We start from the raw sequence: 19,534 nt of genomic DNA on the forward strand, positions 1-19,534 counted from the left end.
TTTCAAAGGCTGACGACATTCCATGACAGCACATGGAATGAAGCCGACCACGTTTGGCTGATATTCGGCGGGAACACGACGGCTGGCCCAATCTTGCTGAGACTAGTCAGTGCTGCCGTTGCGGAAACCGAATAGGCGGGGATGAAGAATTCGCCGTCTCGGGACAAGGACCAGATCAGGTTGGTGCCATCGTAAGTCAGACGCTGCCAGATAGGTTGGGACGGTTGCGGGAAGCCGACGTCCTGGCTCATGACATCGGTAACGCGGCCGTCGAGGCCCACGCCACCCGATGTGATAAAGTAATCGAAGCGATAGTCGACTGTTCCATAGGCAGTGATGCCAAACTCGATTGCCTTGTTGTTGACGGCGTCCCTGACCGCGATCGACCGCATGGAATAGCTCGAGAGTCCACCTGTGTAGACCCCCAGCATGGTTGCCTGCCAATGGCCGAAAAATCTTGGGAAAAGGGACGAGGTCGCGAGCCTGTTAGACCCGATGGCTCAGTGAGGTGAAGGAGAGAGATTTCATGGGTAATCAACAGCCGGACCTCATGTGGCGGAATCTTGGTTCAACCTTCAATCGTTATTTTCAGGGAGTTCCACCACTTGGTTGGAAGATGCGGAGTTCCTTCTCATCCAGGTGGGCTCGGTTTTATGCGCACCCATCAGGGGAGCGTCCAATCACAGTGCCGAGCGAAAGAGAAGAAATGCTTCGGCGTTTCAAGGCGATCGAGTCTGCGCTGTTTGTAAGGAAAGATACTTCGGTCTCGATATTCGCGCCAGTCATCAGGTACCATGGGGAAAGTGGAGGTTATCGCCCTGACGCGATGTCCTCGGTTCGATTGAAGTTGATAGACACCGACATCACAGACGAAGAGGAAGAGAAGGGCATCACGTTCGATCTTTACGGCGGCGTCAAAGAGATCAATAGCTCAGAGATCGAGCTCCTCGTAACGGCCATCATGCAAGACGAGATCATGCAAACCGTGATGATAGCTCACAACGGAAATGTAATTGCCCCCTACGAAGGTGGCTTTGACGTATTTTCTGATCGAGTTGAAGAAATTGATAGACTGCGCGGTCAATTCCCAACCTGGTTGTCTGACCGGTTTGATGGGCTCTGATGAGCTAAACATCAAGAATTGCCGATCATAATAGCGGGGGTCCGATGTAGATTTGCAGTGCTTGGTCAATGAGAAAAATAGCAAATTTGCTTGAGCATTCAATTAACGCATATTTTCTAATTATATCAGCTAGTTAGGCCATACTAAGGCGTCATGTAAGCCGAATTACTCCCTAGGGTCGCAGGTTCGACTCCCTTCAAGAGCATACGTGAGCTTTTCAAGCGAGCCTGCTTTGCCAATGGGTACTGATCTATAAGGCGTTGTTTGCTGACGGCTCATAAAATTACAACAAAAAATAGAATATATATTGACAATGATCCAGCTGTTTTATATTAGAATCGCAGCATCTAAGGGAGAATGAAGCGCAACTTTTTTGGGGGGCGTGATGTTCAAATCCGCGATCGAAAGTGATCTGTGTGGTGCCTCAATGTTCTCCCGGCGGAGCCGGAATCTCTCCAGTAATTCTTTGATAAAGCTTCTGCCTTTTGTCATTTTCTCTTGGGCATTCGGGCTTGGTGCCCATCTGCCTGTCGCTGCGCAATCTTCAGTGCCAGGCACAATGCAGGAGAAGACAAGTGTCGATCAGAATGGCGCTTTCAACTTTACTGTTCCAATTGAACTGCCGCCTGGGATCAACAGATTACAGCCAAAAATTGCAATTACCTATAACAGCCAGCAACAGAGCGGCATAGTTGGCGTTGGCTGGACGCTCACTGGATTGCCGACCATTGAACGCACCAAACGGATTGCCGCGATCGACGGGGTGAACGGTACGATCGCCTATGACGGCAATGACCGTTTCGCCGTTCAAGGGCAGCGTCTCATCGTGACCAACGGGGATTATGGTGCGGACAGCAGCGTCTACCGGACCGAGATCGAGAGCTGGCAGATTGCAACGGCGAAAGGCACCGCAGGAAATGGACCGCAGTCCTTTTCCGTGCAGGACTCGGACGGTAGCGTGATGGAGTTTGGCGGTACTAGCGACAGTCGCATCCTTGCTCAGGGCCGGGATGACGTGCGGTCCTGGGCCATCAACAGCAAAACCGATGCCAATGGCAACACCATCAATTTCAGCTACACGACCGATCCGCTGCAGAGCGGAAACTCTGACTATCGGGCTTATCCGTTGCAGATTGCCTATACGGCAAATGGTTCCCATCAGGCCGATCGTTTCGTCCGGTTCTCCTATGAGGCAAACCCGGAAGCACAGCGCATATATGTCGGCGGTTCTGTCGTGCTGATGAGCGCCCGCGTTAGCCATATCCAGACCTTCGTGGGAGAGACCCTCGTCAGCGACTACCGGCTGACCTATGAGACAAGCGCGGCGACCAATCGGTCGCGGCTGATATCAATCGCTCGTTACTCATCGACGTCAGCGACGGCTTCGCCCATGTCGCCGGCGACGTTCACCTACAGCAACGGAGCGCTTGCCTATACCGGCGGCAAGCAAAACTGGCTTGCCAATGCATTCAGCAAGGCACAGGGTTGGAATGGTACGACGGTGCCTTTTACAGTCGCTGACGTCAATGGGGACGGCTTTCTCGATATCGTCGGCTTCAGCTTTTCCAGCGGAGTGCAGGTCGCCCTGGGCAGCGCATCGTCATTTAGCGCTCCAACACAATGGATTAACGATTTTTCGGCCAATCAGGGTTGGTCGAGCAGCCAGCGGATGGTCGCCGACATCAATGGCGATGGTCTCGCCGATATCGTGGCGATCTCAAGCACAGGCGTGGTTTCGGCCCTCTCCGACGGCACGAAATTCAACAAGACCGGCTCTACCTTACCCTATTTCAGTGCCTCGCAGGGTTGGACAGCAAATGATCCGGTGATGCTCGGTGACGTCAACGGCGACCACATCATGGATATCGTCGGTGTCAAGAACGGGACAGCCTGGGTGGCGCTGGGGACAGGTGACGGTACTTTTGCTACGCAGCAGCAATGGATCACCGGCTTCGGTGTGTCCGGTGGCAATTACAAGCTGACGGATATGAATGGGGATGGCATTGCCGATCTCCTTGTCGTCGGAAACGACCAGGCCATTCAGGTCGCGCTGTCCACAGGCACCGGGTTTGATACGAGCACGTGGGCAAATCAGGGCTATAAGGCGCTGTGCGAAAGCCAGCCCGTCACTGCGACCACACCGATCATGATCTCCGACGTCAACGGAGATGGCCTGTCCGATGTCATCGCCTTTTGCGACAAGGTCTATGTGACACTATCGACCGGAGCGGGTTTCGACAGTACCGAGGTATGGAACAGCACCTTTGCCGGGGGTAACTGGAGTGCCTCCAACCAGCGCATGCTTGCCGATATCAATGGTGACGGACTGGCCGATCTTGTCGGGGTTACGGCGAACGGTGTCATCGCCTCCGTGTCAAACGGCCATGGTTTTATCGACAACGTCTGGAACAACAGTTCATTGCCTTGGCCGAATACGGGCGGGGGAGCGGCCACGACGACAACTCGCCTTCTGGGCGACGCCAATGCCGACGGTTTGACCGATATGGTCGGAATTGGCGATTCAAACGTCTATGTGGGTGTTGCTGGCGGTCCGATGCCAGATTTGATAACAGGAGCAGTCCGCGCCTCTGGGGGCACCTACAATATCGATTATGCGCCGCTTTCCGATGCCTCGGTCTATCAGGAGACGAAACCGACTGCCCTCAGCCAGTTCCAAAATTATGCTCCGATCCAGCAAGGAGGTACCGTTCCCACCTTCCGGTCGGCGGCACAGCTTGGCGGCTTCTATCACGTCGTCAAAACGATGGAAGTGGTGGACAACGCGGCGGTGCCGCGCGATATCGCATTCGACTACAAACACCAGTTCTCCTACAGGGGTGGGCTTTTCGATACCAACGGTCGCGGCTGGATGGGATTTGCCAGTACCGTGGTCGATAGCGGTTCAGGCGATCGGCGCAAGGTTCACTCCTATCTTCAACTGTTTCCCTTCACGGGCAAAAGTGCCGGCACAACGGTTTTTGATCGCAGCGGCACCACTTGCGGCACGGACGGGACGCCTTTCGGTGGCGGGGCAAGCACCTATCAGCAAGTCCAGACGGCTGCCAGCAGTTCCCCTCAGGCGACACCGGTTTGGCTGATCAACAAGACCGAAGAGCAGAAGATCGCTTATAACCAATGCTCGATAGAGCACCGGATAGGTACGGCTTATACCTATGACGACTATGGCAATGTAACGATCAAGGCCGAGCAAAACCTAGTCGACGCCGACAGCAACCCTGTCAACTCTTCGAAGGTCGTCTACACACTTGGGGCCTATACCAACGATACCAGCAAGTGGCATCTGGGAGTTCCGACATACCTCAAGGTCTCTTCGGCCAACGATCTCACAACGATCAACGAGTTCAAGGATAAGGTTGATTTTTCCCTATCCAACAGAACATACGACACGAATTTTAATCTTCTATCGCTGGCAAAGTGGGACGATCAAAATAACGTCTTTCTCACCAACAACTATACTTACGACGGTTTCGGAAATAAGTTGACGGCAACGACACCCGCCGGAGCCGTAATGACAACCACCTATGATACGACCTATCAGACCTATCCGGTTACCAAAGCGACCACGACGAGTTCCGCTCACTCCCTGACCTGGCAGTACGGCTACGATCCCCGCTTCGGTAAGGTTTCGGTCGCGACTGATCCCAATAATGTCACCAAAGTCACCTGTTTCGACGAGTTTGGACGATTGTCTGCCGAACAGGGCCCTTATCCGGACAACCGGACGACCGGCAATTTCGATACCGCATGCGCTTCGTCGCTGGTGGTTGGCCAAGCGCCCCCGAATAACGTGTTGACGCTGAGAGCCTATGTCTATGCCTGGTCCAACGGGCTTCCTGATGTGACCGTTACTCAGCTCAGCGACTGGCCGACGGCCAGTGAGCGTAACACCCTATCGGGTGGCTGGTCATTTGACGGATTGGGGCGCAGAAGTGTTGGCGTCACGACCAATCCGGGCGAGTCCGAGACGATCATTGGTGCGTTGGCCTATTCCGAGCGGAACAAGATCCGCAAGGCTGCGGTTCCCTATTTCCAGGGCGATACGGCACGGTTTATCGATAACGAATATGATGTGCTGGGGCGGCCGTCAAAAACGACGCAGCCTTTCGGTGAAGATGGCGCCGATCAGGTCGTGACGACAAAGGATTATACGACCACCGGCACCGGTTCCGAAGTTGTGACCACGTCAGCAGCAGGGACTTCGGACGCCAATGCCGTAACTGTCGATTATGGTTATGCCAAGAATAAGCTGCTTCCGGTGGCTACCGCGTTCCAAGGGATCATAAGCCAGGCGACGTTCCAGTATAATCTGATCGGGCAACAAACCGGCAACACATCGCCTGTGACACAGGATGGCACCACACTCAGCTACAGCGTCGGTTATGATTCGCTCGGTCGCGTGATCACGCAGACGGACCCCACGCGGGGAACCACGACTAGTTCGTTTCTAACATCTGGCTTTCTCGGTGGGCAGACGCAGCCAAGCGGAAGCTTCACCTATTCCTATGATCTGATTGGTCGCATGCAGACGACGGTCGATTCCGACGGCCATCAACGATCCTATACCTATGACGATCCGACGGTCGCCTTCGGCCAGAACCGTCTCACCAGCGCGTCGTTGCAGGATAGCGCGAAGGTGACCGAAAGCCAGTACGATTATTCCTACACCGCGTATGGTAAGCAGGCCCAGATCAAGCTGCAGATGGCAGGCGTTTCGAGCGCCTATGATACTGAACAGGCCTACGATCCGCTGGGACGGCTGACCCAGATTACCAATCCGGATAGCAGCGTGGTGAACCGCAGTTTTTCGGGGACAAGACTTTCGGGAGTCAGCCTCGTGAACGGGGCCGGAGCGACTTTCTCCGATTACTCGGCGACGGGGGCCGCCGGCAGCGTGGCATATGGCAACGGTGTCACGACCAGCTATACCCGCAATATCGATAACTCGATCCGTTCGTTGACCGTCACTGATGCGAGCAAGACCATCTTGCTGGGGCGCAGTTTCGACTGGAACAAGCTGGGTCAGTTGCGGACGCTCGATGATACAACCGGCAGCCAGCCGAAAACCCTGCTCTCCTATCACTATGACGGGCTTCGCTTGACTGGCGTCACTGATGCCGCGACCAGCAACAAGGCGAACTTGTCCTATGACGATGCCGGCAACATGACCGGATATGAAGGGAATTCGTACACCTATTCAGGCAGCAAGGCGCTTTCCGCGGCGGGCACGAACGGCTTTGCCGCGGCCTATGACACGATGGGGAATATGACCACACTGACCCCTTCGAGGCAGTCGGCTATGAGCATGGCGTTCGATATGCGTGGCCAGATGACGAGCGCTTTAAAAGCTGGCGATAAGGCGGGAGCCACCTATAGCTATGACTATGCCGGACGGCACATCGCATCGACCCTTCCAGACGGTCCGCAGAAGATCTACGTATCGCCATGGTATACCGATGTCATCGCAAGTGGGACGTCATCACCGGTCAAAACCCTCTCTGTTAAGAATACGGCTTTTGCCCAATGGGGGAGCAGCTCGGACCAAGACGGACAGGTATATCTGCATACAGACGATCAGCGCAGTACGCTTTTGACGTCCGATGCGTCGGGCAAGCCGGTATCCAGCTTCGTCTACTCGCCGCTGGGAGAGGTTACCGCTTCCGGCGGGACGAATTCGCCCAACTACCTCTATACTGGCAAGGAACTGGATTCCTACACGGGCTTCTACTGGATGGGAAGTCGCAGCTTCCATCCGGTTTACGGGCGCTTCAACCGAGCCGACGACAGATTGGCCGGGTCGCCCTTACGGCAGGATGCGCTGAACGATAATGCCTACGTGTTCAACAGCCCCGCGAGCTACTTCGACCCCAGTGGGCACGTCCCGATTGGTGTGGCTGGAGGCGCGTGCTGGGTGGTGACGGGCGTGACCGCCGTTGCGACCGGAATAACCGCCGTGACCGGTTCTGGCACAGCAACCAGCGTTCTCGGAATTGGCGGGGGCGCTATCGGGACTGCCTGCGGAGCTATCAACATATGGGAAGCCTATGCGAATGCGAGGGCGGTTCCACCCCCCGGTGGTGGTGGCCCGGGTGCGCCTGGTCCTGGTGGACCTGGTCCGGGTGGGCCTGGCCCCGGCGATGGAAACGGTGGTCCCGGTGGTGGAAACGGCGGTCCAGGTTCGGATTCAGACTCAGATTCTGATGTTGAAAGTAACGTTGCGGACCGGGGTTCCGACGCCGGCTCTCGCTCTGAGGTCGATGCCGATATCAGCAGCAGGAGTTCCAATGTTAGTTCAGGTTCGGATCTGGAGAGCTTGGAGTCCGTCAATGCGGTTGATAACTCCATCGGAGGCTCCAACGCCAGCAGCGTTGCTCCGATAGATGCAGTGGAGGCCCAGGCGACGACGACCGAAAGCCTGGTGGCGGAGAATGGCATCCTTACCGCTGAGACGACGACATCAGGCGGGATCGCAACCGAGACGTCAACGGCTCTAACTGCGGGGGCAGTTGGTGCCGAGGCGGCTACGGGTACCACGGCCGCAGCCGTAACCGCCGATGTAACGGCAACCACCTCGGTAACCGCCGGTGCCGATCTGGCGGCTGAGTTGTTGCCAGTGCTGGTAGTACTCGCCCTTTAGACAGGTCCAATTATGACGCAGATCGCCATTCTCGCGATGGCCGGGCGCTTTCCGGGCCAGGCTCATGACCCGGCGGCACTCTGGTTGGCGCTGGAGCAGGGGCGCGATCTCATTCAACCTGTCCCCGCCAGTCGCTGGCGAGCCGAGCGCTACCACCATGCCGGCGCGGCAGGTGGGCTGACGCATGTATCATCCTGGGGAGGTTTCCTGGAGGAAATTGATCTGTTCGATCCGGTTGCCTTCGGGATTTCTCCCCGTGAAGCCCAGACGATGGATCCCGGCCAGCGGCTTTTGCTTGAGGCGGCTCAGCGCTGCTGGGAAGGAGCAGGGTTTCGGCCTTCGCATTGGGCGGGACGTCCTGTCGGCGTCTTTGTCGGAGCCTTCACCCCGGACTACCTGTTGCTGCAGATAGGGGATCGGGAAGGCACTGTTTCAACCGTCCACAGTGCGACCGGTGTTACCCAGACGCTTCTATCCAATCGGCTTTCCTATTGCTGGCGGCTCACCGGCCCAAGCATGACCGTTGATACTGCCTGTTCATCGTCGCTGGTTGCCGTCCACCTGGCGGTCAACAGTCTTGCGCTTGGCGAGAGCGAGTTGGCCTTTGCCGGCGGCGTGCAGCTTCAGCTTTCGCCCTATTACACTGCATGGGAAAGCCGGGGTGGGTTTCTGTCCCCGGACGGTCGCTGCCGGGCTTTTGATCATAGGGCCAACGGCTACGTTCGCTCCGAAGCGGTTGGTCTAACTCTGCTGGCACCCCTGGAAAGAGCCCTTGCGGAAGGATGGCCAGTGCTTGCTGTCATCGGGGCTGCAGCGGTAAACCAGAATGGCGGGTCGGTTGGCGTCACGTTCCCCAGTGCCGATGCGCAGGCTGCCCTGATTACCGCCAACCTGGATCGATCGGGTCTTTCTCCCGATGCCATAGGCTTTGCCGAAGCTCACGGGACAGGAACCAAGGCGGGAGATCGAGCCGAGCTTCTTGCCCTCGGTAAGACCTTGGGACATCCACGTCGCAACGGACCGCTACTGGTCGGCTCGGTCAAAACCAACATGGGTCATGCCGAGGCGGCCGCAGGGATCTCCGGGCTGATAAAGTCGGTTCTCAGTATGCGGCGGGGAGTGGTGCCGCGTCATCTACACTGGGAGCGCGGCCCTGAAGATCTCTCCCTCGACGATCTTGGTCTGCGATTGCCGCTTGAGGCTACCGATTGGCCGGATGGTCAGCCCTACGCCAGTGTCAGCGCGTTCGGGTTTGGCGGCACAAATGCGCATGTCGTTATTGGCCCGGCGCCGCAGCGAAGGGATGTCACGCCTGCTCGCTCCCGGCCGGTCCGAGGCGAGATGTTGCCGCTCGTTGCGCTTCTATCAGGGCCGACAGCGGATCATCTTCCACTGCAGGCTGGCGCCTTCGCTGATTTTCTCGAAACGCAGCCGGCATCATTCGACGTCGCTTCCGCATGCGCGGCCATGGTCTATCAACGTGACTGGGGAAGTCACGGTCTCGCCATTGTCGCTGAAACTCGTGATGCGCTGATTGTGCGGCTACGCGATTATTGCCGCCGTCCTGAGGCCCGGGCGTGGATTCAAGGGGCGAAGGATGTCTCAAAAACAGGCGGGATGGCCTGGGTCTTTTCCGGAATGGGGCCGCAATGGCGTGACATGGGGGATAAGCTCGCTGCTGCTTTTCCGGTGTTTGCGGAGACCTTGAGGGAGTGCGACGGTCTTTATAAGCGGATGGCCGGGCGATCGCTTCTTGGCGAGATCGCAGCGCTCCCAAAGGAGCCCGAAGTGTTGCCGGCTCGTCTGGCGCAGCCCATCAATCTGTTCTTTCAGATCGCTCTTGCCCGCTTGCTGATGTCTTTTGGGCTACATCCCGACCGGGGAGTTTGTGGGCACAGCGTTGGCGAAATCGCCGCTTTCCACATAGCCGGAGCGATTGATCTGGAGACCGCCATCACGCTGATCTTCCATCGCGCCCGTTTGCTTGGAAAACTCTCCGGTTACGGCGGCATGGCGGCTGTCAGTGCCGGGGAGGAGGTGGTTGCTCCACTCGCACAAGCTTGGGGCGTGTGTCTCGCTGCGATCAACAGTGCTTCCGCGGTTACGGTATCGGGCGATGGTCGGGAGATTGCCGCGCTGCTTGAGGACCTCCGGCAAAAAGGCATCCATGCGCGGATGCTTGATGTCGATGTGCCTTATCACAGCGCTTTGACGGAACAGCTGGAGGCGGAGTTTCGCGCTGCCATCAAAGATCTTCGTTTCAGCGCCGCGCGCCTGCCTCTCCATTCTACGGTAACCGGGGGATTGCTCGACGAGGTGGAGGCGCTTGAGTTCGGTGAATACTGGTGGCGCAACATGCGCGAAAAGGTGGCCTTTCTCCCGGCTTTCCGCGAATTGGTGTCAGAGGGTACATGTGCCGTGCTGGAAATCAGCGCCCATCCGGTTCTCTCCGCCTATATGCAGGAGACCCTGGAATCATCAAACGTCAGCTTGATCCGCACGTTGCGCCGCCACTATTCCGAGGTATTGGCATTTGCGGAATGCTTGGGTCGGGTTCAGGTCAGTGGTACCGCGCAGCCGGACTGGTCGGCCTTGTTTGGTAGCCCAGCCGCGCCGGGCTCCATGCCGGTACCTCTTCCAGGATTCCAATGGAATAAAGCCCGCTATTGGGCGGAAAGCAACGAAAAGCAGCGGCTACGGCTTGCGACACCAACTTCCACCTTCCTCGGATATGCGCGGTCGGAAACTCCCGATGTCTGGGATGTCGATGACGTCGATCTCGCGCCTTTTGCGCTTACAGATCACATTGTTCTAGGGCAACCACGGATGCCGATGGCTGCGTTCATCGAGATGATGCATGCAGCGTTGCGACAATCCATGCCTGAGGGAACTGTCAATCTGTCACGGTTGCGTCTGTATCAGGGCGTCGTTCTCTCGGACGAGGCCGGTGTCAGGCTGACGACCCGGCTGGATAAAAAGAGCGGAATGGTGAGTATCTGGCGCGGAGAGGGCACTCTGGTGGCCGAGGCGCATTGCATCATGGCGCGTCCGCGCATCGTCTTTAACGCTGATCAAGGTGAGGAGCGGTCGCCTCAACTTGACGGGAGCCGAGACTGGGCGAGGCAGAGCGCAAATGAATTTTACGGGAACCTGGCGGCTCTCGGGTTTGACTATGGTCCGGCCTTCCGTGGCTTGCGTTGGGTCAGAACCGGACCGGCAGAAGCTGTCGGATTGATCGATGGAGAAGCCGTTGCCGGGTGTTTCATTTCTCCTGCGGTTCTGGATGCCGGATTGCAGGTCATGCTGGCTCTGGAGTTTGCTCACCGACACACCGACGGACTGCAGGAAGGGCGCGAACGCCTTCCGGTTTCGATCGCCGATATTACCCTCAATCGGGCGGTCAGTAACGCCGATTTTCCCTTGACCGCCAGAGCCATCCTTGTCCGACGTAACGATCGTGAATCTGTTGCCGATCTCGAGCTTCGTGCAGCCGATGGTGCGCTTATTGCCCGATTGCGCGCCGTTACCGCTCAGGTCGTACCAATGCCGTCCGCTCTTCGTGGCGGACGGCAACCGAAGGATCTCGTGGTCTCTCTCGAATGGAAGCCGGTGGACGAGCGATCCCTGCCTTTGCCGGTCAGAAAACCAAGGCGGTGGTTGATTTGGAGAGATCGCGGCGGCTTGGCTGCGGCGTTCGGCGCGTATTTGACCCGATGCGGAGAGAATGTTCTTTTGGCGGATGCAGCGGTGCTTAGTGTCGATGCGCTGCGGCGGTTTCCGGTTACCGACAATGCTGAGCCATTGACAATTCTAGATTTCCAGCCGCTCGACTGGCAAACCCTCGGGCCGATCGAACAAATTCAAGAGCTGGCGCTGTTCGGGCGGCATTGTGCTGAGCAGACAGATATCGCTGACGGTGCATCCGAGTTTTGGCTGATCACGCGCGACGCCTGGCGCCTGGCGGCTCCCGATCCTATCCAATCCGCATTATGGGGGCTCGGTCGGACCCTGATCGATTCCGAGGGCGACGGCAACTGGCGGGGACTTGTCGATCTTGAGGACACTGATATTGGCGGCTGGCCTCAAGCGCTTTTCAATCTTGTGAACAGTCAGCCGGCACAGAGCCAGTTCCTGCGCCGAGACGGGCTTTGGTGGGTGCCTGATCTCGTTCGTGCATCCGCGGCAGAAGCCGGCGGTCCGGTCTGGCTACGGCCCGATGCGAGTTATATCGTAACAGGCGCGTTCGGTGCATTGGGTCGAGTGAGTGCCGAATATCTGGTTGATTGTGGCGCTCGGTTTCTCGCGCTGTTCGGGCAGTCAGAATTGCCGCCGCGCTCCGCGTGGGAGAACGAGACCGATCCGGCTCTACGTGACCGGATCGATTGGCTGAAGAAGCTCGAAGGTCGAGGCGTCAAAGTGCTGCCGTTGGCATTTGACCTTGCGGATTTCGGAGCCTGTGGGGCCGCTTTGAAAACCCTGAAGGAGTCTGGGTTTCCCGCCGCTCGCGGTATCGTTCACTCCGCCGGTGCGATTTCCGATCGTCCGCTTCGAGAAACCCGTCGACGCGATTTCGATCATGTCTTTGGTGTGAAGGTTCTTGGCCTGTTGAATTTGATCGATGCTCTTGATGCCGTTTATTCCGACGATGCCCAGCTTGATCTGTGTTTGGTACATTCCTCGGTCTCAGGACTGTTTCCCGCCTATGGTCAGTCAGCCTATGCGGCTGCCAACTGCTATCTGGACGCATTTGTCCGCCAGCTTGAGATGCGGGGCGTTCCCGCTCTCAGCATTGGTTGGGGGCCGTGGTCGATCGGCATGGCGGCAAGCGATCGTCTTGCGCAGTTCTTCGGCCTTCATGGTTTGTTGCCTATTACACCCGAGGAGGGAAGACAGCTTTTGGCTGACCTCGCCAGCCGGCCACGGAACATGCTGTATTGCGCCGGCGTCGACTGGGCAAAATTCGCGCAAAGCCACCGGAGGCAAGTCTGGATGTTCCAGACATTGCTTCCTGAGGACAGGCGACAGCCATGGTTGGCTAAAGTGGTTTCTTCGGGAAAACGAGCGGTCCTCAGCAAGGAACAGCGATATCGGCTCGCCCTTGAGGATATTGCCGACTGTGCAGCGCAGATTTCCGGCCTGCCTGCTTCCGCTTTCACCGACCAAGACGTGTTGGCCCGCAAGGGCATCGATTCGCTTATGGCCGTCGAACTGCAAATTCTGCTTGCGGAGCGTTGGGGACGGGAATTTCCCTTAAGTGACATTCTGGGGCGCTCCAACCTAGGCAGGCTTGCCGACCAGATGGCGGCCAATACCGCCTGATCCCTTCTCGGAAGGCCGGGCGAAACGGAAGTTCCGCATACCGACGGAAAGGCGCCACTCCGATCGGGGAAAGCCGGGTTCAGTCCTGCGGCGATTGATTCACAAACGAGGAGTCCATCATGTCTGAGAATATGCAATGCACTATGAATGTTAACAATACTTCTGGCGGAGTTTTGACCCTGAATTCCGACGGTCTTGACTGGGGAAAGTGGACCACCAATCCTCCCACTCAGATTACGAACAATCAGATTGCCACCTTTTCTGCGGAAGGGGCGAAAGGTTCGGCCACGGGAACCCAAGGTTCGGTTGTCTACTATTTCAGTGACAATGTCACATATCTGACGATCAGTTTCGATATTCCCTATACCGGCGCGAATTCCGGCGGACTGAATATGGCCGGCACTGGGATGAGCAACTATAGTGCGCAAGAAACGGATGACACTTACAAAAATGTCGTTTCCTTTCCGAGTTCCGGCGATTCCGTCACGACCTATTTCGCAATCGGGTTGGCTTCCAGCAATGTGGTGGCTGCGAAGTTTGATTTTTCGGCTTCTGTGAAGCGTCGCCTCACCATGCCGAAAGCCCGCGGAGTGCCATCGGTTGATATCGCCACGGCGGCGCGGAATATCAGTTGCGGCGCAATTCCCGGCCCGGAACTCGTCAAGATTTTCAATGGGAAGACCGAGGCTACAGCCCTTGACGTATTGAGCCTGGCGCCCGCGAACCTCGACAGGGCAGATGTCATCCGCTTCGCGGCTCTCTCGAAGATCGTGCCGACCCAAACAGCGTTTACAGCGGCGCTTGATTTTGCGAGCCATGTGGTGACCATCCTAAAGCCCGCTCCTGAGGCCTACGGCGTTGCGTTGGATCTCATTGAGGAACTGAAGAAGTATCCGGGCGACGGTTCGGATGCTTTGACCGAGCACGTCGATCAGCTTGAGAATATCAAGGTGCTTATGCTGAGCAGCCGCACGGTCTCGACAAAAGCGACGCAGGTCGCGGCGATCGAGGCACTTCTCGCCTGCGTCTACATGGATACGGGTGCCGCGCTGGCACAAGCGGCGTCCTGTGCGCAGCTGGCTGTTGCAGGGACGGCGAAGGAAAAAACAATCGTGCAGTGGCAGTTCGACTATCTCCTCAAAGCTCTGAAAGCCTGATCTTTGAAGCTAGAAAATGACATGAACGTAATCAGCCGGCATACTAGCGACATGCCGGCTGACGCGGCCAGCTGCTGCTTAGCCGTCGGTGCCGCGTGGGTCGTCCTAGCCAACTCCTCGACCCAGCCGGCGACATGGATCGGCGTGTATTGGGATGGCGGATCTGCGCGGCGAAGAATTCCAGAAACCGCAGCCTGGCGCGATCGCCGCCGTGAACAATAGCGGCCGGCAGACTATCACGGCCCAAGACCCTCAGTAGGTTCTGGTCACGATACCCGAAGTGAACCGAGTGGCTATCCCAAAGGTTGTCCGATGGACGCCGTTGCCTTTCGCCGAAGCTTGATATATATCGTAGTACGATCTATAAAATAGAAGCTACTACATAGCAGCGCGCTCCGTGACAAATTTAATCGCATTCCGTAATGCGATATCATCCCGCTCCTCATGCGCCGGATGAAACGTAAGAAGATTTGCAGCAAAGTAGCCGAACGCGAGGTCTAGGCGCCATTGTGCCGGCGTCAATCGATTACCGTCGCAACGGCGGACAAATGAGAGAGAGCAAGCGGTGATGAACGGGCAACTCATCAGTTCCTGATTTACAAGATCGTGCCGATCAATATAGAGGGAATCGACCTTTCGTTCACCAACGCGTCCCTTTTTATGGTGGCTGCGGCGCTCATATCCGCAGGTTTCCTCTATTTCGCCACCTCAAGCCAGTGCTGAACCCGCTTCCGGCTCTTGAACCAGTCGAAGGACTCAATGGGATGTCCGACGACACTGCGAGGGCATGCAATCTCGTCGGACGCTGCAACGGCCGGCTCGCGGGTGGCATCCGGGCCGGTCTACATACACGGTGCGCAGGAACGATAGACGTTGCGCGACGTTCACTGCACGTACACACACATGACGTACAAAGATCCGTATACCAACTTGACGGGTACGTCATTTTGACGTACACATTGCCACACTGTTATACCCGAATAGGAGGCGGCTATGATTGCTTTCAAAGACATGACTGCCGAAATCGATGAACCAAATGACGCACGTATGGGCTTCCGTACGAAGGCGCGCATCAAGACGGCAATCCAACGCGCTGCTGCGCTGTCCGGTGTAGACGACTCCGCTTTTACGATTAACGCTGCTTATCAATCCGCCATGATGACGATTGCCGCTCATGAGCGGACCCTTTTGCAGCCAGTCGATCATGCTGCGTTTTTTGCTGCACTGGACAACCCGCCAGAGCCGACAGATAAGCTTAAGGCTGCTTTCAAGCGTCATAGCGAGACTGTCGTTTCAAAATAATGCCGCAAAACGAAGCGCCAAAGCCAATCATCGAGCCGCTCGATCCCTCAAAACACGATCGGGCGGCTTTTTCGTGCGGCATTGAGCAGGTCGATAACTTCTTTCAGAAGACCGCAAACAAGCTTCAGAAGAGCGACAATCTTCGCGTTTTCGTGATGACGCAAAACGGAGGCCCGGTGATGGGCTTCTACGCCATCAACAGTCACGCTGCTGATTATACGGAGCTTCCGAAAAAATTCGCCCGCGACCGGCCCGGACATGGGTCAATTCCCGCGGCCTACATCTCAATGATCGGTCGCGACTTGAAATTCGCTGGCGGCGGATATGGCGGCGACCTGCTGATCGACTGCTTGACGCGAATAGCGCGCATCTCGGATGACATAGGTACGGCAATCGTCATGCTCGACGTCCTGGATTGCGGTGATGCAGAGCGGACCGAGAAACGAGTAAAGCTTTACAAGGAATACGGCTTCCAGCCTCTGCCGACAAACGCTATGCGGATGTTCATCCCAATCGCGACGATCAAAAAGATGTTTGACTAAAGCCTTGCCGCTCATGGAGCTTTGGACGGATCTGTCGTAAGGATTTTTATCATGAGTTTAGAAGGTGAGGGGCTTGTCGACTTCAATGTGCACATCTCTTGCACAAAGCCAAGCCATGCGGATTGAATAACTCGGTATATGAACCATGGGCTGACAGCGCAGCCTTATTCATCCCGGGCTTGATTTCTAGCTGCGCAAACCCACTCGCGCCAGATTGTCAATCAGCACTGAACATTGACCCCTTTTGCTTATCCAATTTTGACCCCCCATATGCTGTAGATCAGCGCTTGGCCTGCCCTGCGCTGGCCGGGGTTGCAGAGGGTAGGCCAAGTGCGGGTGATGAGGTCTTTCGGCTTTAGCTTTGAGAGCGGTTCTTGAATCGCCAGGATTCGTTTCCGGTTTCGACGATTTCGCAATGGTGGGTCAGGCGGTCGAGGAGCGCTGTGGTCATCTTGGCATCGCCGAATACTGTCGGCCATTCACCGAAGGCCAGGTTCGTCGTGACGATGATCGAGGTGCGCTCGTAGAGCCTGCTGATCAGATGGAACAGGAGCTGACCACCCGCTTGGGCAAATGGTAGGTAGCCCAGTTCGTCGAGAATGATGAAGTCGAGGCGATTGAGGTAGTCGGCTGTCCGGCCCTGCTTTCCGCTACGCGTCTCCGTCTCCAGCCTGTTGACCAGATCAACGACGTTGAAGAAGCGCCCACGCGTTCCGTTGCGAATGAGAGCACGGGCAATCGCGATCGCCAGATGGCTCTTGCCGGTTCCCGTGCCGCCGACGAGAACGACATTGCGTTGATCTGCGACGAAGGTGCCGGCAGCCAGCTCCCGCACCAGGGATTCATTGACGGGGGTGTATCGGCGAAGTCGAAATCGTCGATATCCTTGGCGAGCGGCAGCTTGGCGATGCTGAGCTGGTAGCGAATGGACCGGGCCTGCTTCTCGGCGATCTCCGACTGCAGGAGGTCACCGACGATGCGCGGCGGTTCGTGCTGCCGCTTGATGCCGTTGCCCATGACCTCGTCATAAGCGCTGCGCATTCCGTAGAGCTTCAGCGTGCTCATCAGTTCGAGAACCTCTGTTCGTTCCATCAGCCTGTCCTCCTGAGCCTGTCATAGCGGGCGCAGTCGGCGACCGGCTCATGGGTCAGCCGCAGCGCATCCGGGGTTTGAAGAGTTGCCGCTGGAGCCGGATCACGACCGCGGGCCAGAATGTTGATGATCACGGAAGCCGAGCAGACACCGTGATCCAGCGCCTCCTGGCAGGCCGCATCGACGGCCACCAAACCGTCGGTCGGAACGCATGCAAGGATGGTGACCATTTGCCGATCACCGTCATGGATGCCCTTCAGGCGCTTGCGGACCTTCTCCATCCCCGCTGGCAACGTCCAATCCTTGAACGGTGCACCGTTACGAAGAGCACCGGGTTTGCGAGCGAGAACAGGCACATAATGCCAAGGATTGTAAGCGGTCTCGCCCCGGCCAAAGCAACGAGGATGCTCTCCGACATTCACCCCGTCCTGCCGGATGACGATCCGGTCAGCGTAGGCGTGAACCTCGACAGGGCGGCCGACCGCAGTCGAGAGGACGGAGTATTTGTTGTTGTCGAAGCGGACGGTGCAGGTCTTCGACACCGAGGCCGGGACGCAGTGGAAGCCATCGAACGGCCCGACGTAATGCACGAGGCTGCCGCGCTCCTCCTCGAACACCTGCCAGATCATTCGCTAGGTCTGCTCGGGATGGCGATGCGCTTTGGCGTAAGCAATGCATTTATCGAGCAGCCACACGTTCAACTCATCCAGGCTTTTGACCCGTAGGCGTGGTGTGAAGAAGCGCTCTCGAACCAGGCCGACCTGGTTCTCGACCTGTCCCTTCTCCCATCCGGATGCGGGCGTGCAGGCGACCGGCTGGACGAGATAGTGGCTACACATCTGCAGAAATCGACGGTTATACTGCCGCTCCTTGCCGACGAACACGGCCTCGACCGCCGTCTTCATGTTATCGTAGATGCTGCGCGTGCAGGTGCCTTTGAAGAAGTCGAAGGCCTTGTCGTGCGCATCGAACACCATCTCCTGGCTCTCGCGCATATAGGCCCGTGCGAACATCATCCGGCTATGGCAGAGCCGGACATGCGCCACCTTCACGGTCGTCGTAACCCCGTTGATCAGAATGATCTCGTGGCTCCAGTCGAACTGGTAAGCTTCGCCGGGTGCGTAATAGAGCGGAACATAGGCCTCGGCCGTGACCGTTCCTCGCTTCTTGGCCCAGGCCTTGGCATAGCGACGAACGGTATCGTAACTGCCGTCATAACCGAGGGCACGGACCTCCTCGTAAATCCGGATCAGCGTCAGTCGTTCGCGCGACGCCTTGCCTTCGTTGGCGATGAGGAATTGTTCGACGTCACCCTTCCAGGCTCCCATCCTGGGCAACGGCTGATGTTCTCGTTTGTAGGCAAACTCAGTCGCATCGGAGCGCAAAATCTTGCGAACCGTATTGCGTGATACATTCAGCTCTCTGGTGATCTTCTTCACCGACCAGCCCTGAACATGGAAGGCTCGTCGGACACGGGCAATCGTATCCACTCTCTTCAACTCCCACTCCACCCGCTGTCAAAAGCCGGATGGTCGGATGAAATCCAAGGGGGGTCAAAATTGGCTAAGTTTTACCCCGCCAGAGGGGTCAACATTCCATGCCTAAACACAGGCACTTGGCGCAACGGCGCTTCATATTGGTACAAAGACGGCAATTGCTAGGCCGGCCGCGGCAGCACTGCCGGAAAATACGGAACCTTCCACGATGATACCCGATCTCCAAGACATTCAAGTGATTTTCGTTGATCTGCAGCCAGCCCTGATCGAAGGGAGCAAGACCAATCCCCCGGAAATCATTGCTGCTGCTGCCGGCGCTCTCCTGCAGGCCAGTCGGATTTTGCAATGGCCCGTTACATTTTCCATAGTGCCAGTGGGAGGCAAGCTGGGCGAGCCAATCCCTGAATTGCGCAACGATGCCGCTAATACGAATACGTTCTCGAGAACGACGACGAATCCTTTCCTGGTTCCGGCTTTGGCTGAAACGCCCGCCACAAAAAACCGAAGTGCGCTGATCATTTCAGGCTTTTCGGCGGAGACTGCTGTACTACAGACTGCGTTTGGCGCCTTGCAGGCAGGCTATTTCGTCTACGTGCCTGTTGATGCCATCGGAAGCCGTTCCGAGCGCACCGAACGGGCTGCAATTACCGAAATGGAGCGGCGCGGCGCAACATTGACTTCCGTTCGGAGCTTGCTACTGCGTCTCACTCCGGATTTGTCCAGTGCTCCCGGTAGCGAGATATTGAAGGCCCTCGGCTCGCTGTGACTTTGATCGGGCATTACACGGAGATGCCGCCCTGCCTTTAGATTGACTGGTGCTCCGACTCGTCGTTGGAGCCGGGTCTTTT

Annotated in this window: 8 protein-coding genes and 3 pseudogenes; 8 read left to right on the forward strand and 3 right to left on the reverse strand. The window is 57.0% G+C overall.

The window, feature by feature from the left end; genetic code table 11:
* Positions 1-2: 2 nt before the first annotated feature.
* Positions 3-431: a hypothetical protein gene (locus tag CCGE531_RS29455; protein ID WP_162944086.1), complete on the reverse strand. Its 429-nt coding sequence runs from the start codon at positions 429-431 to the stop codon at positions 3-5.
* A gap of 95 nt (positions 432-526) precedes the next feature.
* Here CCGE531_RS29455 and CCGE531_RS29460 point away from each other — a divergent pair, with 95 nt between their 5' ends.
* From CCGE531_RS29460 to CCGE531_RS29495, 7 genes and pseudogenes are all read left to right on the forward strand, one after another.
* A complete protein-coding gene (locus CCGE531_RS29460) occupies positions 527-1,123 on the forward strand; it encodes a hypothetical protein (RefSeq protein WP_162944088.1) in 597 nt (198 codons plus the stop codon).
* Between the two features lie 385 nt (positions 1,124-1,508).
* Positions 1,509-7,778: an FG-GAP-like repeat-containing protein gene (locus CCGE531_RS29465; protein WP_120670428.1), complete on the forward strand. Its 6,270-nt coding sequence runs from the start codon at positions 1,509-1,511 to the stop codon at positions 7,776-7,778.
* Between the two features lie 12 nt (positions 7,779-7,790).
* Positions 7,791-13,097 carry a type I polyketide synthase gene (locus CCGE531_RS29470; RefSeq protein WP_120670430.1) on the forward strand — a complete coding sequence of 1,769 codons (5,307 nt, stop codon included), beginning with the start codon at positions 7,791-7,793 and terminating at the stop codon, positions 13,095-13,097.
* Between the two features lie 119 nt (positions 13,098-13,216).
* Positions 13,217-14,254, forward strand: a complete 1,038-nt coding sequence (locus CCGE531_RS29475) for a hypothetical protein (protein ID WP_162944090.1) — start codon at positions 13,217-13,219, stop codon at positions 14,252-14,254.
* Between the two features lie 591 nt (positions 14,255-14,845).
* A pseudogene (locus CCGE531_RS29485) lies at positions 14,846-14,971 on the forward strand (F0F1 ATP synthase subunit A); the annotation flags it as partial.
* Between the two features lie 276 nt (positions 14,972-15,247).
* A complete protein-coding gene (locus CCGE531_RS29490) occupies positions 15,248-15,556 on the forward strand; it encodes a DUF1778 domain-containing protein (protein ID WP_120670434.1) in 309 nt (102 codons plus the stop codon).
* The gene (locus tag CCGE531_RS29495) at positions 15,556-16,098 is read left to right on the forward strand and encodes a GNAT family N-acetyltransferase (RefSeq protein WP_120670436.1); all 543 of its coding nucleotides are present in this window, start codon (positions 15,556-15,558) and stop codon (positions 16,096-16,098) included. The genes CCGE531_RS29490 and CCGE531_RS29495 overlap by 1 nt, the downstream gene beginning before the upstream one ends.
* A gap of 355 nt (positions 16,099-16,453) precedes the next feature.
* Here the strand turns inward: CCGE531_RS29495 and istB are convergent.
* Positions 16,454-17,190, reverse strand: a pseudogene (gene istB / locus CCGE531_RS29500) (IS21-like element helper ATPase IstB).
* Positions 17,123-18,689: pseudogene (istA, locus tag CCGE531_RS29505) on the reverse strand (IS21 family transposase). Before istA ends, istB begins: the two co-directional pseudogenes overlap by 68 nt.
* Positions 18,690-18,894: 205 nt before the next feature.
* On the opposite strand from istA, the gene CCGE531_RS29510 reads away from it, so the two are divergent.
* A complete protein-coding gene (locus CCGE531_RS29510) occupies positions 18,895-19,452 on the forward strand; it encodes an isochorismatase family protein (RefSeq protein WP_120670438.1) in 558 nt (185 codons plus the stop codon).
* The last annotated feature ends 82 nt before the right edge of the window (positions 19,453-19,534 follow it).

It is taken from the genome of Rhizobium sp. CCGE531 (assembly GCF_003627795.1).
In the GTDB taxonomy this organism is placed as follows: domain Bacteria; phylum Pseudomonadota; class Alphaproteobacteria; order Rhizobiales; family Rhizobiaceae; genus Rhizobium.